This window comes from Pseudomonas sp. AC355, from assembly GCF_979258205.1.
Genome location: NZ_OZ409843.1, coordinates 2,969,405 through 2,982,253, shown reverse-complemented (window position 1 = coordinate 2,982,253; position 12,849 = coordinate 2,969,405). Strand labels below are relative to the sequence as shown.

Sequence of the window (12,849 nt, the reverse complement as noted above, 5' to 3'; positions counted from 1 at the left end):
ACGAGGCTGATCATGATCCATGAAGAATTCCTGCGTTTAGCCGCTGAAGGCTACAACCGCATTCCGCTTGCCTGCGAAACCATCGCCGACTTCGACACGCCACTGTCGATCTACCTGAAGCTGGCCGACGCGCCCAATTCCTACCTGCTCGAGTCGGTGCAGGGCGGCGAGAAATGGGGCCGTTATTCGATCATCGGCCTGCCGGCGCGTACCGTGATGCGTGTGCACGACCACGAGGTGGTGGTCAGCACTGATGGCATCGAAGTCGAGCGCCACCAATGCGCTGACCCGCTGGATTTCGTCGAGACTTTCAAGGCGCGCTACAACGTACCGACCATTGCCGGTCTGCCGCGCTTTAACGGCGGCCTGGTCGGTTACTTCGCTTATGACAGCGTGCGCTACGTGGAACCGAAGCTGGCCGGCGGCGCCAACCCGGACACCCTGGGAACCCCGGACATCCTGCTGATGGTCTCCGACGCGGTGGTGGTGTTCGACAACCTGGCCGGCAAGATGCACGCCATCGTGCTGGTCGACCCAGCCGAGCCCGACGCCTTCGCGCGTGGCCAAGAGCAACTGCAGGCCATCCTGCACAAACTGCGGCAGCCGTTCACACCGCGCTTGGGGGTAGACCTGAACCGTGCCGCCGGTGAGGAGCCAGCCTTCCGTTCCAGCTTCAGCCGCGAGGATTACGAGCGTTCGGTCAATGCCATCAAGGATTACATCCTCGCCGGCGACTGCATGCAGGTGGTGATCTCCCAGCGCATGTCGATTCCGTTCAAGGCGGCACCTATCGATCTGTACCGGGCGCTGCGTTGCATCAACCCGACGCCGTACATGTACTTCTTCAATTTCGGCGACTTCCACGTCGTCGGCTCGTCGCCGGAAGTGTTGGTGCGCGTGGAAGACAACCTGGTCACCGTCCGCCCCATCGCCGGTACTCGTCCGCGGGGCGCCACCGAAGAGGCCGACTTGGCGCTGGAAGAGGATCTGCTCTCCGATGCCAAGGAAGTCGCCGAGCACCTGATGCTGATCGACCTGGGCCGCAACGACACTGGGCGCGTCTCCGAAATCGGCTCGGTGAAGCTGACCGAGAAGATGGTCATCGAGCGTTATTCCAACGTCATGCACATCGTCTCCAACGTCACCGGCGAGCTGAAAAAGGGGCTGACGTCGATGGATGCCCTGCGCGCCATCCTGCCGGCCGGCACCCTGTCTGGCGCACCCAAGATCCGCGCCATGGAAATCATCGACGAACTCGAACCCGTCAAGCGTGGTATTTACGGAGGTGCAGTCGGTTACTACGCCTGGAACGGCAACATGGACACCGCCATCGCCATCCGCACCGCGGTAATCAAGGACGGCGAACTGCACGTCCAGGCCGGTGCCGGCATTGTCGCCGACTCGGTTCCTGCGCTGGAGTGGGAAGAAACCCTCAACAAACGCCGCGCCATGTTCAAGGCCGTTGCTTTGGCGGAGCAAGGCTCGCTTTAAGCCGATGCCCATAAAAAACGGGTGGCCTAGGCTACCCGTTTTTTTATGGGTCACGAGGACGGTTCCCGGGTGTCGCTGCGCTCGACGCCGGGCTACATTTCGGTCTGCGTAGCCTGGCGTTGAGCGCAGCGATACCCAGGGCCGATCTCAGCCCTCCAGCTTGGCCAGCGCGGCGCCTGCATCCAGGTACGCGCCGGCCTGTTCGCGGATGGCCAGCTTGCCGCTGGCGGGTGCGGTGATTTGCGTTTCCATCTTCATCGCCTCCATCACCGCGATCACCTCGCCGGCGGCTATCTGGGCACCGTCCTCGACAAGCCAGGCATGCAGGTTGCCGGAAATCGGCGCGGTCACCAGGCCTTCTTCCGCTGCGGGGGGCGCTGCCTGGGGCGCCGCTTGCGTGCCACCGGCCAGCGGCGCTAGGCCTTGTAGCAAGGCGCTGGGCAGGCCCAGCTCATGGCGTTTGCCATCGATCTCGATAAAGGTGCGCAGCACCGCTGCGCCAGCGTCCGGCAGGGTGCGCGGCGCCAGGGTGATCTGCTCGGCGAAGTCGGTCTCGATCCAGCGCGTGTGCACGGCGAAGCGCTCGGGGCCGGTGAAGTCGTCGTGGGCCATGACCGCCTGGTGGAACGGCAGAACCGAAGCGATGCCTTCGATTTGGAATTCAGCCAGTGCTCGGCGGGCGCGAGCGATGGCCTGTTCGCGGGTGGCGCCGGTGACGATCAGCTTGGCCATCATCGAGTCGAAAGTGCCGGGCACTTTCGAGCCGCTTTCCACGCCGCTGTCCAGGCGCACGCCGGGGCCGCTCGGGGGGCGGAATGCATCGATCTGCCCAGGGGTGGGCAGGAAGCCCTTGCCTGCATCTTCGGCATTGATGCGGAATTCGAAGCTGTGGCCACGAGGTGTCGGCGTTTCGCTGAATGACAGCGGCAAGCCGTCGGCAATGCGCAGTTGCTCGATCACCAGGTCGACGCCGCTGGTTTCTTCGGTCACCGGGTGCTCGACCTGCAGGCGGGTGTTCACTTCCAGGAACGACAGGGTGCCGTCGCCGCTGAGCAGAAACTCCACGGTACCGGCGCCGACGTAGCCAGCCTTGGCGCAAATGTCGTGGGCGGCCTGGTGAATGCGCTGGCGCTGTTCGTCGCTGATGAACGGCGCTGGCGCTTCTTCCACCAACTTCTGGTTACGGCGTTGCAGTGAGCAATCGCGGGTGCCGACCACCACCACGTTGCCGTGGGTGTCGCCGAGAATTTGTGCCTCGATGTGCCGTGGGCGGTCGAGGAACTGTTCGACGAAGCACTCACCGCGGCCGAACGCCGCCTCGGCTTCGCGTACCGCCGAGGCGTACAGCTCGGCGACTTCGTCCATGCGCCAGGCGACTTTCATGCCGCGACCGCCGCCGCCGAATGCGGCCTTGATGGCGATTGGCAGACCATGCTGCTCGGCGAAGGCCACCACTTCGGCAGCGCTTTGTACCGGGCCGGGAGTACCGGCCACCAGAGGCGCGCCGACCTGCTGGGCGAGCTTGCGGGCCTCGACCTTGTCGCCGAGCACGTCGATGGTTTCCGGATTGGGGCCGATCCAGATCAGACCCGCATCCTGCACGGCACGGGCGAAGTCGGCACGCTCGGAGAGAAAACCGTAGCCGGGGTGTACAGCATCGGCACCGGCGCGCTTGGCGATGGCCAGCAGTTTGCCGATGTCGAGGTAGGTGTCGGCGGGGCGCTCGCCGTCCAGGGCGTAAGCTTCGTCGGCCTGGCGGACGTGCAGGGCGTCGATGTCGGCGTTGGCGTACACGGCCACCGAGCCAACGCCATGGTCGCGGCAGGCACGGGCGATGCGCACGGCGATTTCACCACGGTTGGCGATCAGTACTTTTTTCATGGGATCTCTTTCGCGTCGGCAGTGGAAAGGAGGGCGTCGGCCTGCAGCTCGGCGAACGCATCGATCGGGTTGAAGCGGATCTGCGCATTGATCGGTATTTGCCCGGCCAGGTCCAGGTGATGGCTGGCCACGGCGGCAATCACCGGGTAGCCGCCAGTCAGCGGGTGGTCGGCAAGGAACAGCACCGGCTGGCCACTGGCAGGCACCTGAATGGCGCCGAGTGAGGTGCCTTCGCTGGGCAACTCGTCATGATTGCAGCGCTCCAGCGGTATCTCACCCGCCAGGCGAATGCCTACGCGATTGGATTGCGCAGTGACGCGCCACAGCTGGCTGCTCAGCCGTTCGATGGCGGCGCTGGTAAACCAGTCGCTGCGCGGGCCCATCACCACATCGAGGGTGACGATATCGGTGGCGCTGGGCAGGGCAAAGGCTGGTGTTTCGCTCACCGATACGCTGCTGCCACCGATGGTTTCGTTGAAGCCCAGCTGGTCGCCTGCTGCCAGAGCCGGTGGGCCAACCTGGGCCAAGGTGTCGGTGGCCAGGCTGCCCAATACGGGCGCAACAGCGAAGCCGCCGCGAATTGCCAGGTAGCTGCGCAGCCCGGCTTTAGGGGCGCCGAGGCTGACCTGGTCGCCGTCTTCCAATTCGATGGGCTGGTAATTGCCGGGCTGCCATTGCAGGCCGCTGGTGGTGGTCACGGTAAGTGGTGTCTGCGCGCCGGTGACGGCGATCAACGTACGGCCATGGCAAACGAAGCTCAGGCCGCCGAGCACCACCTCCAGGCACGCGCTGGACGACGGGTTTCCCACTGCACGGTTGGCCGCTCGCAGCGCGCCACGGTCCAGTGCGCCGGACATCGATACACCCTGATCGGTATGGCCGGCACGGCCTGAGGCCCTGCAGCACGCTTTGCAGGCCGGGGGTGAGAATTTCCAGATGGGCGCCACTGGGCGCTTCGCGGGCTGCAGGCTGTTCGTGGGCAGGAAGACCGCCGGCTGGCAATGGCCCGGCATCCTTGAAACGCACTTTGTAGCCAGGGCGGAGCAGGGCCGGTTCGTCGCGGCTCAGATCCCACATCTGCAGCGGCGTGACGCCGATGATCTGCCAGCCGCCGGGGCTGGCCTTGGGGTAGATGCCGCTGAAGTTGCCCGCCAGCGCCACGGCTCCAGCCGGGATGCGCGTGCGTGGGGTTTGTCGGCGCGGCACCTGAAAGCCAGCGCCGCCGTTGAGATAGCCGAAGCCCGGTGCGAAGCCGCAGAAGGCGACCTCGTAGTCCGCGCTGGTATGGCGGCTGATTACTTCTTCACGGCTGATGCCCAGCAAACCGGCGACCTCGTCTAGATCCTCGCCGTTGTAATGCACGGGGATCTCGACCCTGCGGCTGTCCCGCGTGCTGCGCTTGCTCAGGTCGCGGCGGGCTATGCCGTTGATCAGCACCTGCCGGTCGATAGTGCTGGGACGGTACTGGATCAGCAGGGTACGTGCAGCGGGGATGATTTCATCGATGCCGGCGATGGGCTCGGCTTGCAGCGAGTCAAACAACGCCAGTGTTTCGTCCAGATCGGCCAGTTCCACCAGCAGCGCATCCAGATTGACGGGGAGAAAACGCACTGGAAGCTCCTACACATGGTACGTGCTGTCAGGCACGTCGGTGATGAACATATGGCCCGGCGAATGGGTGATGGCGAAGGGCACACCGGAGGCCATGACGGCTGCCTGGGGGGTCACGCCGCAGGCCCAGAACACCGGGATTTCACCAGGCTCGATGCGCACCGCGTCGCCGAAATCGGGGCGCTGCAGGTCGGCGATGCCCAGGCGTTGCGGCTCGCCGATATGCACCGGGGCGCCATGCACCGACGGGTAGCGCGCGGAAATCCCCGCTGCTTCGGCGACGCGATCCGCAGGAATCGGCCGCATCGATACGACCATCTCACCATGCAGACGGCCCGCCGGGCGGCAGGCGCGGTTGCTGCGGTACATCGGTACGTTGCAGCCATCGGTGATGTGTCGCACGTCGATGCCGGCTTCCTGCAGCCCGGTCTCGAAGGTGAAGCTGCAGCCGATCAGAAAGGCCACCAGATCCGGGTGTTCAGCCCAGGCCGCACTCGCATCGCTGACTTCCTCGGCCAGTTTGCCGTCGCGCCAGATGCGGTACAGCGGCAGGTCGCTACGCAGGTCGGCGCCTTGGGCCAATACCGTGTGTGGGCTGCCGGCGTCGCTGACGTCCAGCACTGGGCAGGCCTTCGGGTTGCGTTGCGCGTAGAGCAAAAAATCGTAGGCCCAGTCGCGGGGCAGGGCGATCAGGTTGGCCTGGGTCATGCCTGGCGCGATGCCGGCGGACGGGGCGACCAGGCCGTTACGGTATTGCGCACGGGCGTCGCGCGCGGCGGCAATGGCGGCTTGTTGGGCACGCTGCAGGGCGTTCATCGGGCCGCACCGGCAAAGGATTGCAGGGACACGCCGGCTTGTTCCAGTAGCTGGCGCACCTGGCGGGCCATCTCGATGGCGCCGGGGCTGTCGCCGTGCACGCAGATCGAATCTGCATTGATGCGCGTCAGGCTGCCGTCGATGGCTTCTAGCGTGCCGCTCTCCACCAGGCGCAGCATGCGTTGCGCGACCTGCTCGGCGTCGTGCAGCACGGCGCCTGGCTCACGGCGTGACACCAGGGTGCCTTGCGGGGTGTAGGCACGGTCGGCGAAGGCTTCGGCCACGCAGCTTAGGCCTTCGCCGCGGGCCAGTTCGATCAGGCTGGAGCCGGCCAGGGCGACCAGCACCAGGCTCGAATCGACGGCGCGAATGGCCTCGATCACCGCCAGGGCTTGGCGCTTGTCGTGGGCAATGGTGTTGTACAGCGCGCCGTGGGGTTTGACGTAGCGCACCGACGTGCCGGCCGCATGGGCCAGCGCCTGTAGCGCACCGATCTGGTAGATCACGTCGGCGGTCAACTCGTCACTGGCCACGTCCATGTTGCGGCGGCCGAAGCCGACCAGATCCGGATAGGCCACGTGGGCGCCGATGGTCACGCCTTTGGCCGTGGCGGCTTTCAGGGTGCGCAAAATGCCGGCCGGGTCGCCGGCGTGAAATCCGCAGGCGACGTTGGCGCTGGTGACGATGTCGAGCATGGCGGCATCGTCGCCCATGCGCCACTGGCCAAAGCTTTCGCCCAGGTCGCTGTTGAGGTCGATGTTCGGCATGGTGGGTCTCCTGAATCAGGTCACGTTGATGAAGGCGAAGATCGGGCCGACCGATTTGGCGGCCATGTACCAGGTCAGTGCGCAGACGATGGCGCCGAGCACCAGCAGCCAGCGTGGGTAGTGGTAATCACCCATGAGGTCGCTTCGGCGCCAGCCCACGTAGGTGAAAATGCTCAGGCCGATGGGCAGAATCAGGCCGTTGAAGCCGCCTGCGAACAGCAGCAGGGCGGCTGGCGCGGTGCCCAGCATCAGGTAAATCGTTAACGAAATGGCGATGAACACCACCGTCGCGCGGTTACGGCCGCGCTCGTCGATGGAGTCGCGGAACACGGTAATGAACGACATCGAAGTGTAGGCCGCGCCGATCACGCTGGTGATGGCGGCCGCCCACATGATCAACCCGAAGGCGCGCAAGCCAATATTTCCCGCGGCCGCCTGGAAGGCCTGTGCGGCAGGGTTGGCGCCCTGGCCTGAGGTGTCGATGACCACGCCGCTGGCGACCACGCCGAGGATGGCCAGGAACAGCACGTAACGCATCACTCCGGTGACCAGAATGCCGCTCAAGGCTGCGCGCGTGACCTCCTTGATGTTTTCCACGCCGGTCAGGCCGCGATCGAGCAGGCGATGGGCGCCGGCGTAGGTGATATAACCGCCCACCGTACCGCCGACGATGGTGGTGATGGTGGCGAAGTTGATGGTGTCCGGCCACACCGTCTGGCGCAGTGCTTCGCCCAGCGGTGGGTTGGAGGCGAAGGCGACGAACAGGGTCAGGAGAATCATCACCACGCCGAGCACGACGATCATGCGGTCGATGGCCAAGCCCGCGCGATGCGACATGAAGATGCCAATCGCCACCAGGGCGCTCAGTGCACCGCCCCATTTCGGATCAAGGCCCATCAGTGCATTGAGGCCTAAGCCAGCCCCGGCGATGTTGCCGACGTTGAAGACCAGGCCGCCGAAGATCACCAGTAAGGCGAGCAGGTAGCCGCTGCCGGGAATCGCCGCGTTGGCGACCTCCGAGGCGCGCATGCGAGTCAGGGTGACGATGCGCCAGACGTTCAGTTGCACCACGAAGTCGATGAGGATCGACGCCAGGATGCCGAACGCGAACGCCGCGCCCATGTTCGCCGTGAAGGTCGCAGTTTGGGTGATGAAGCCCGGGCCGATGGCCGAGGTCGCCATCAAAAAGACGGCTGCAAGCAAGGAGGAACGACGTGAGCGGGCGAATTCGCCGGTGGTCTTGGCCTGCATGGAACACTCCTGAGGGCTGGGTAACGTGTGCAGGGTGTAAGGCAAGCACCGTGCCATCTGCCCAGGAATAACGCTCAGTTGTTGATTTTACTTGGCTTTATTGTTCAACAATACCATTTATATTGATGATCTATTTGCACCGTTTTGTTACCTCGTTACTCAGCTGTGTTGCAGTATGGTGCGCGCGGTGACAATGCATGGCGCTTGCTTGCAGCGGCCGGCTCGGAGACCATCAGCCCCCTTCGGCTCTTGCCCGTGTGTGCGGAGCCCAGCGTTTGCTTGGTGGATTGGTGATGAACAAAGACGTGCCTGACAGCCCACGAACCCTTGGCGAGACCGTGACTGCGGAAATCCGCCGCAAGCTGGTCGACGGCGAGCTGGTACCTGGGCAGCGGTTGTCCGAGGCGGCGTTGAGTGAAAGCCTGGATATTTCCCGCAATACGCTGCGCGAGGCCTTTCGCGTGCTGACCCAGGAAGGCCTGCTTAAGCACGAGCCCAATCGCGGGGTGTTCGTCGCGGTGCCTGACATGGCGTCGATCATCGAAATTTACCGGGCGCGGCGTTTCGTCGAGTGCCAGGCGCTGGTGCAGGCTTATCCCAAGCACCCGGCGGTCAAACGCATGCGCGAGGCGGTAAGCGCGGCGCAACGTAGCGCTGAGCAGGCGCACTGGGGCGCGGTGGGCACGGCCAACATGGCCTTCCATGCCGCCATCGTCGAACTCGCCGACAGCCAGCGACTGAACACCTTTTATGGGCACCTGTCTGCCGAGCTGCGCCTGGTGTTCGGGCTGCTCAACGACCCTGAGTTCCTGCACGCGCCGTACATCGATATGAACGCGGCGATTCTCGAACATCTGGAAGCTGGGCGCCCGGACGAGGCGGCCAAAGCGCTGGATGCCTACCTGGTGCAATCCGAACGCACCATCCTGGCGGCTTATGCGCGGCGCGGCTGAGCGTCGCTAAGCGCGTAAGCGCCTGGCTCCTCGGCGCATAGCCTGTCAGTGTTGCCAGCTGTGCTGGCTCGGCTGTCGATGTAGGCAGCCAGGTGATGCAGTTCGATGAATTTGGGCGCCTTGGCGCTGCTGTCCAGGGTGGTGATCGGCAGGTTCAGGCGCCCGGACGCGATGGCGCGAATGAAGTTGTCCGGGCTCAGGTGACGAAAGTACACCGTACGCACTCGGTCGATGGGCACCAGCACGTCGCCGTGGGTGCGGAAAAGTAGCTCCAGCGTCTGGAGCGGCAGAGGCGGCTCAGGCTGAGTGTTCATGGCAAGGGCTCGGTATCGGGTGACTCCCGGTTGATAGGTGTGGTCAATCTTCGGCAAAGCGCGACGATTTGAGGATGCCGCCCACCAGGTGAATTTTGCTGACGTTATCCTGCGTGATGTGAATGGGCGGATGGTTCTGGTTGACGCTGTCGAAGCGGTACATGCCATCACGCAGGTAGATGTATTCCTTGATCATCGCCTGGCCATCGAGGGTGCGCACCATCACTTCATCGCCGGCATGGAAGGCCTTGTTCGGTTCGATCAGCACGTACTCACCGTTCTTGATCCGTGGATGCATGCTGTCGCCACTGACCCGTAGGCCGTAGGCGTTCGGGTCGTCACTGTGGATGCGCAGGTAGCCGTCTCCATGGCCGACGGGAAAGTCGATTTCTTCGAAATACCCATGGGTGCCCAGCTGCGCATGCCCCACCACCGGCACTGCGCCGCCGCGGGCATGGCCCACATCCAGCGTGTCATTTGCCGCATTGGCAGGCTCGGGCAGTGCCTCGCTGCCAGCGAGCTCGGCGATGCTGACGCCAAGCGCCGGTGCAAGCAGCAGCAGATCGGCCAGGCTGGGCTCGCGCAAATCACTTTCGTAATTACCGATTCGCGATTGGGACGACCAGCCACAGGCCTCGGCCAGCAACTGTTGGCTAAAGCCTCTGCTCTTGCGTAGGCGCTTGATGCGTTTGCCGAGGGTTTCCATGATGACGCTCCATTAATCACGGTGTGAAATATTTATAGCGCAATTTGCGCCTTGAATAAAACACGTTTCGTGATTATTTTTGTTTTGTCGATCTCCGGTAGGACTCGACGAGTTTTGGCCTGGCATGCGCAGCGAGCGCGAGGGGCTTACCCGCTATCGCCGTCAGTAGGGCGGCAGGAGGAGTATCATGATTTCCTATATCGACGACGCGCTACAGATCTGGGCTGACAAAAGGCTGGGCATGGCGCGCGATCTTTCTTCCGGCTTCGGGGGCAATGTCATCGCTTCGCTGATGGCTACACAAGGCGTGTTGATTCGCGGCGAGCGGGGGAGCCGGGTGTTGCTAGACAGAACCGCCGAGATCGAATGGATCGTCAGCAAGCACCTGTCATCCGAACAGCGGCTGGTCGTCAACGAGCAATACTGTGGCCAGGCCAATTCACAGAGCGAAAAATGGGTGGCGTGCGGTTGCAGTCGCTCACAGTTCTATCGGCGCCTTGGGCAGGCGCATAAGGCCATCCAGTTGCACCTCCTGAAGCGCGCCGCCTGAGCGCGCTTTTCACATCCCTCCCTAGCGAGTTTGACCGCTGGAAACCCCAGGCTCGGCTTGCGTCAAATCCTTCCAATACGCCCGACTGTTCACCGACACGGTTTCGATCAGCGTGTCGGTGGAGGCGTGCGCGTCTGATTTATCGAGGCGTTGCGTGTACCAAACCTGGTCGTATCCGCTTTTTCTCAACGCGTTTCCGCTGATGGCCGCAGGTGCCTTGTGACCCTGGGAATCGGGGGATATAAATTGATCAACGTCAACGAGGTGGGCCAGTAGGCAGCCTCGTAAAGCCCGGCCTGTCAGCGCCGGGCTTTTTGTTTCTGTCGTCGCCTGGCAAGCGATGACCAAGGGCCCTGCAGACGTGCGGGGCTTTTTTATGTCCGCCGCTCAACGAGGCGCAGGGGCTCGCTACCAGGCAAGCCGCCGCTCGTTGCTGCGGCCTCTAATAACAACCTCCGCAGCATAGGGGGACATCGTCGTGGCCGCTGGCCACGGGGAGGATTTTGAAAGTGAGCGAGCCCGGTAGCGTGTTAATGGCTGGCACCTTGGGAGTCAATCTGCCCGCGATCTTGAATAGCATCAACGGAGAGGCTGCGGTCGGGGCCTTGTTTGGAGCACTGGTTTACTTCACCACGACACAAGAGCTGCCGTTATGGAATCGCCTGACGTTCTTCATGACGTCCTTCGTGATGGGGTATCTGTTCACCCCGGCGATCGTCGATTTCGAATTCTACGGGATGCGTCCTTTCGCCTATTCCGGACCGGCAGGTTTTGCCGGTGCGGGACTGGTGGTAACGATCATGCTGGCGGCAATCAAGCGTCGAGGGGCTCCGCCTGGAGCCGAGGCGCGAGGAGGCAACGATGATTAGTCTCGTACTCACGCATGCGACGTTCTGCCTGTGTGGCGCTGTATTCGTGCGCTTGTTCACCTACCGCCGGCAGGGGGCACGTTTCAGACGCGGTATGAGTTGCATGGCGATGTTGCTGATGGGCAGCTCGGGATCGGCGATGTTGCAGATCGCCCTGGGCGACCTGTGGTTGCCGGCCCAGGCATGGTCGCTGGTGCTGTTACTGGCGGTGTTCGCCGTGGCGGTGTTTCGCTCGGGCGGCAACCTGGCAGGCGTCATCCGTGAGAGCCACCCCGGCTGTTCGGACGCGCCCGCCGAGGATCGGACGTAAAGATTTACCAGGCTGGCGCGTTGCTGCGCTGACGTCGGCCTGTAACGAGCATGCGGCGCAGCCTGTCTGCGATTGCGTGGCATCACCCCTTGGGGCCGCTGGCTGGCCCTTTCATTCAACCGTTCCACTTCATCAAGCCCGCAGCATGCGGGCTTTTTTTCGTCTGGAGGAAATACCATGAGCATTAAAACCTTTGATCAAATGGCCGCAGCCGGTGAGTTTCCGCTTATCGGTTTCAACGCTGCAGGGTTGGGTAACAACCCCTACGTGGATCCCATCACCACGGCTTCCCTCGACACGCACTACCGCACCATCGCACCGCGAGGCCATCAACCCGACTACATCAAGTCCTATGCGGGCGGTTTGAATGGCAAGCCATTCGCCGTTCGCCTGCCATTCGCTGGTGAACGAATCGCGATTCTCGGCGCTGGGGGGAATTTCACCTTGCGCCAGGGCTACATCGAGGAAATTCGCAAGGCCATCCGCCATGTGCATAGCTGGGGCGGGTATTGCCTGCTCGACATGCACAACTACGCTCGCTGGTATGTCCGTGCCTCCGGCCCGGTAGCCGGGCGAACGGTACAGTCCTGGGGCGGCGGCTATGCGCTGTGGACATCGATCGGCGCGTCTGACTGCCCGGTTGATTACCCACTGCTGGCACGCATCTGGGCGGCCATTGCGCAGACGTTCAAGGACGAGCCCGGCATGCTCGGCTACGGGCTGATGAACGAGCCGCACAATGCGGGCACTCAAGCCGATGGCGGGGTGAACGTCGAAGCCTTGTGGAGTGCCAATGCACAGCGCCTCATCAACGCGGTTCGTGCCGAGGACTCGCGGCATTTCATCACCGTGGCGGGCAATGCCTTCAGTTCGGCACTGCACTGGCCGGCTCGCTCGGATGTGCTCAAGAACCTCACTGACCCTGCTGGTCGCCTGCTTTACGAGGCGCACCAGTACCCGGACAAGGAAGGTGCCGGCGGCGGTAAGTGGACGACTGCCAGCGAGTCGATCAGCTATCGCGATCGTGTTGCGGACTGGCGTCCGTACGTCGATTGGCTCAAGGCCAACGGCAAGCGGGGTATCGCCGGGGAGTTCGGTGGGCCGGATCATGTGCCTGGCATGCGTAGCTACTTCACCGAGCTGCACAAGTACTTCGATGCCAACCACATCTTGCGCTTCCAATGGCTGGCAGGCCCGGGTGATGCCGACGACGCGCCCAATGGCATGGATCGCAACGACGGCACCTTGAAGCCGAACACGCGCTCGCTGATGGCGCGCATCGGCAACACCACCACCGCCTACGGGCCTCGTTAAACCCATCGACATGGCC

General features: G+C 63.4%; 12 protein-coding genes and 1 pseudogene. 6 read left to right on the top strand and 7 right to left on the bottom strand.

What is annotated here, in order from left to right:
- Positions 1 to 12: 12 nt before the first annotated feature.
- A complete protein-coding gene (gene trpE, locus ACZ0AI_RS14190) occupies positions 13 to 1,491 on the top strand; it encodes an anthranilate synthase component I (protein WP_463562421.1) in 1,479 nt (492 codons plus the stop codon).
- A gap of 147 nt (positions 1,492 to 1,638) precedes the next feature.
- Here the strand turns inward: trpE and ACZ0AI_RS14185 are convergent, their stop codons facing one another.
- The 5 genes and pseudogenes from ACZ0AI_RS14185 to ACZ0AI_RS14165 form a co-directional block, all read right to left on the bottom strand.
- Positions 1,639 to 3,372 (bottom strand): acetyl/propionyl/methylcrotonyl-CoA carboxylase subunit alpha, encoded by a 1,734-nt coding sequence (locus ACZ0AI_RS14185; RefSeq protein ID WP_463562420.1) that lies wholly within the window; start codon positions 3,370 to 3,372, stop codon positions 1,639 to 1,641.
- Positions 3,369 to 4,983: pseudogene (locus tag ACZ0AI_RS14180) on the bottom strand (5-oxoprolinase subunit B/C family protein). Before ACZ0AI_RS14180 ends, ACZ0AI_RS14185 begins: the two are co-directional and overlap by 4 nt.
- A 9-nt stretch (positions 4,984 to 4,992) precedes the next feature.
- Positions 4,993 to 5,799: a putative hydro-lyase gene (locus ACZ0AI_RS14175; RefSeq protein WP_463562418.1), complete on the bottom strand. Its 807-nt coding sequence runs from the start codon at positions 5,797 to 5,799 to the stop codon at positions 4,993 to 4,995.
- Positions 5,796 to 6,566 (bottom strand): LamB/YcsF family protein, encoded by a 771-nt coding sequence (locus tag ACZ0AI_RS14170; protein WP_463562417.1) that lies wholly within the window; start codon positions 6,564 to 6,566, stop codon positions 5,796 to 5,798. Before ACZ0AI_RS14170 ends, ACZ0AI_RS14175 begins: the two co-directional genes overlap by 4 nt.
- A gap of 15 nt (positions 6,567 to 6,581) precedes the next feature.
- The gene (locus tag ACZ0AI_RS14165; RefSeq protein ID WP_463562416.1) at positions 6,582 to 7,817 is read right to left on the bottom strand and encodes an NRAMP family divalent metal transporter; all 1,236 of its coding nucleotides are present in this window, start codon (positions 7,815 to 7,817) and stop codon (positions 6,582 to 6,584) included.
- 293 nt (positions 7,818 to 8,110) lie between these two features.
- Here ACZ0AI_RS14165 and ACZ0AI_RS14160 point away from each other — a divergent pair, with 293 nt between their 5' ends.
- A complete protein-coding gene (locus tag ACZ0AI_RS14160; RefSeq protein WP_463562415.1) occupies positions 8,111 to 8,770 on the top strand; it encodes a GntR family transcriptional regulator in 660 nt (219 codons plus the stop codon).
- Here the strand turns inward: ACZ0AI_RS14160 and ACZ0AI_RS14155 are convergent.
- Together ACZ0AI_RS14155 and ACZ0AI_RS14150 are read right to left on the bottom strand one after the other, a co-directional pair.
- The gene (locus ACZ0AI_RS14155; RefSeq protein WP_463562414.1) at positions 8,752 to 9,084 is read right to left on the bottom strand and encodes a pyocin activator PrtN family protein; all 333 of its coding nucleotides are present in this window, start codon (positions 9,082 to 9,084) and stop codon (positions 8,752 to 8,754) included. The genes ACZ0AI_RS14160 and ACZ0AI_RS14155 overlap by 19 nt on opposite strands.
- A gap of 43 nt (positions 9,085 to 9,127) precedes the next feature.
- Positions 9,128 to 9,790, bottom strand: coding sequence for an XRE family transcriptional regulator (locus tag ACZ0AI_RS14150; protein ID WP_463562413.1), 663 nt, complete (start codon positions 9,788 to 9,790; stop codon positions 9,128 to 9,130).
- A gap of 187 nt (positions 9,791 to 9,977) precedes the next feature.
- On the opposite strand from ACZ0AI_RS14150, the gene ACZ0AI_RS14145 reads away from it, so the two are divergent.
- The 4 genes from ACZ0AI_RS14145 (at position 9,978) to ACZ0AI_RS14130 (ending at position 12,833) form a co-directional block, all read left to right on the top strand.
- Complete coding sequence (locus ACZ0AI_RS14145; RefSeq protein ID WP_463562412.1) at positions 9,978 to 10,340, top strand: PA0613 family protein; 363 nt, start codon at positions 9,978 to 9,980, stop codon at positions 10,338 to 10,340.
- 509 nt (positions 10,341 to 10,849) lie between these two features.
- The gene (locus ACZ0AI_RS14140; RefSeq protein WP_463562411.1) at positions 10,850 to 11,209 is read left to right on the top strand and encodes a putative holin; all 360 of its coding nucleotides are present in this window, start codon (positions 10,850 to 10,852) and stop codon (positions 11,207 to 11,209) included.
- Positions 11,202 to 11,519: a phage holin family protein gene (locus ACZ0AI_RS14135; RefSeq protein WP_463562410.1), complete on the top strand. Its 318-nt coding sequence runs from the start codon at positions 11,202 to 11,204 to the stop codon at positions 11,517 to 11,519. The genes ACZ0AI_RS14140 and ACZ0AI_RS14135 overlap by 8 nt, the downstream gene beginning before the upstream one ends.
- Positions 11,520 to 11,696: 177 nt before the next feature.
- Positions 11,697 to 12,833 carry a glycoside hydrolase family 5 protein gene (locus ACZ0AI_RS14130; RefSeq protein WP_463562409.1) on the top strand — a complete coding sequence of 379 codons (1,137 nt, stop codon included), beginning with the start codon at positions 11,697 to 11,699 and terminating at the stop codon, positions 12,831 to 12,833.
- Positions 12,834 to 12,849 lie beyond the last annotated feature (16 nt).